2 protein-coding genes are annotated in these 1,921 nt (G+C 63.2%); both read left to right on the forward strand.

Annotated features, from left to right (window positions below; translation table 11 throughout):
• Positions 1-159 precede the first annotated feature (159 nt).
• Positions 160-288, forward strand: coding sequence for a hypothetical protein (locus AC1DIM_RS19670; RefSeq protein ID WP_477712159.1), 129 nt, complete (start codon positions 160-162; stop codon positions 286-288).
• Positions 289-549: 261 nt separating this feature from the next.
• Entirely contained in the window at positions 550-891 is a 342-nt protein-coding gene (locus AC1DIM_RS19675; RefSeq protein ID WP_477712160.1) for a YciI family protein, read from the forward strand.
• Positions 892-1,921 lie beyond the last annotated feature (1,030 nt).

The raw sequence follows: 1,921 nt of genomic DNA on the forward strand, positions 1-1,921 counted from the left end.
ACGCCAATGAGCTAAACCCACACCCCAACATGGCCAACGCCGCCGAATACCCGGTGGGCAGATCTGGTGGCCATGAGTGGGCAGTATTCATGGCCACCAGCGGGCATTTTTGCTGGCCGCCTATGGGCACAAACTATTGGCCATTGACAAGGCTAGCCTGTGAAGTTCGTCATCAACACGGATGACATCGCCGCAGCGATCCTGTCCAGCCAGATATTCCTCATCGACGCCGACTCCAGGGCCCGCCGGCGACAGCACCCAGATCGATACCATGCCGGGACTGCTTAGTGGGCCTGCGCAGGCTCCTGTCCGCCACCGAATCGTCGACAACCGACCGTTGGAATCCTCCTGCGCGACGACCCCGATGCGCCAGGACCCCACGATCGGGCACGAGCCGACCCACCACGGTCCCGCTCGAGCAGGTTTGTGTTGGTTCCAACGCTCCCCTTGACTACATGCCGGGAGCCGCAGCCATAATCGGCTGGGCACCAGAGCGGTGCCGGAGGGAAGAGCCGACGGATGCCGCCGGCGGAGTAGAGGAGCCCGTAAATGACGAAGTACCTGATTTCGTTCCCCGGTGAGGCCATGGTGTTCCCCGAGGAGGACTTCGAAGCGGTGGTCGAAGCCTCGCATGCCGTCATTGACGAGGCCAAGACAGCGGGCGTGTATGTCTTTGGCGGCGGCATCGACGAGGGCGTCGAACCGGTGCTCGTGGCCGGTGACGGCACCGTCACCGAGGGCACATACCCGGGCCACAATGTGCCCAACGGCGGCTACACCGTTCTCGAGCTGCCCTCGCGGGAATCGGCACTTGAGTGGGCCRCGAAGATCGCCGTCGCGTGCCGCTGCTCGCAAGAAGTCCGGCAGTTCCAGTACGACACGGCAAGCTGACGGAGGCAACCTCAGACAGTGCAGCTGGTGCGTCGCGACCATAAGGGCAAGCGTGCAGCAGCGCGTAGTGCGAGTGCCGCCAGAGGCGGCCCCTTCCACGAGCGCCTGGGCGAGGGACGTCGGTTCGCGCGATATGACCAGGTTGGATTCGGGCTGTCGCCCTACCTGGTTACCGTGCGCGCCGACCTGCCGTGCATCTCAACGGCAACACTGCTTTTGTCTTGCCTGCCTCGGTGACCGCTTTAGAGGCGACTTGTCCCATACCGCAGTTTTGCGAATGGGGACTCCTGCGGGGTACCTCTGCTTGCATTTCGTGCCGGCAACGGGCGACCACATCGATAGCGGCGACAAATCATGCCGTGRAATTCGGGTTGCGCCCTGCTGCTGCCTCCGATGGCTTCGACGCAGGCTCGTTGCCCCGGCTAAGCCGTCTGCACCGATACCACGGGCCGCCGGCATCGATGAGGAAGTCCGGCATGACTGGACGGTAGCGCTCCGCCAACGAGACGAGCCTATGGTCCAGCTCTTGTTGCCGGGTCCAGGAGCCCGCTGCCGGAGCCGTATCGCGATCCACCCCGGTGGGCCTGGATGGCAGCGTTGTTCAGGGGTTTCGACGCCGACCCGGCGGGATCCACACGACGCCTCAGGCGCGGGGGTGGTTTCCGGCCTTTGGCCGGATGTGATCCAGAGAACAGGGGCGGGTTGGGCTGTCGGGGTGGTCTGGCGGCTGTAGACGGGCCCAGATTCCGCGTGGTGGCGGGAGTTTTGGGGGAAGAGGATGCGGCTGGTGGTCGATTTGCGGTGGGGGTTGGGTGGGTGTATTGTTTTCTAAGTCGCCGCGAAGGGAACAGCTTGTAGCTGGTTACCGCGGGCGGCAAAACCCCCCCCTTATTTCAAGACCAATTGTTGGTTGTTCTTTTGAGCGCCTCGGTTTGGTGGGGGATGGTGTTTTCTGCTGGTGTGGGTCCTGGAAGATGGATTTGCATTGGGGCGGGGAACCGGGTAAGTTTGAAAAGTTGCTCCGGAGCGA

The organism is Pseudarthrobacter sp. 01T43, from assembly GCF_056398665.1.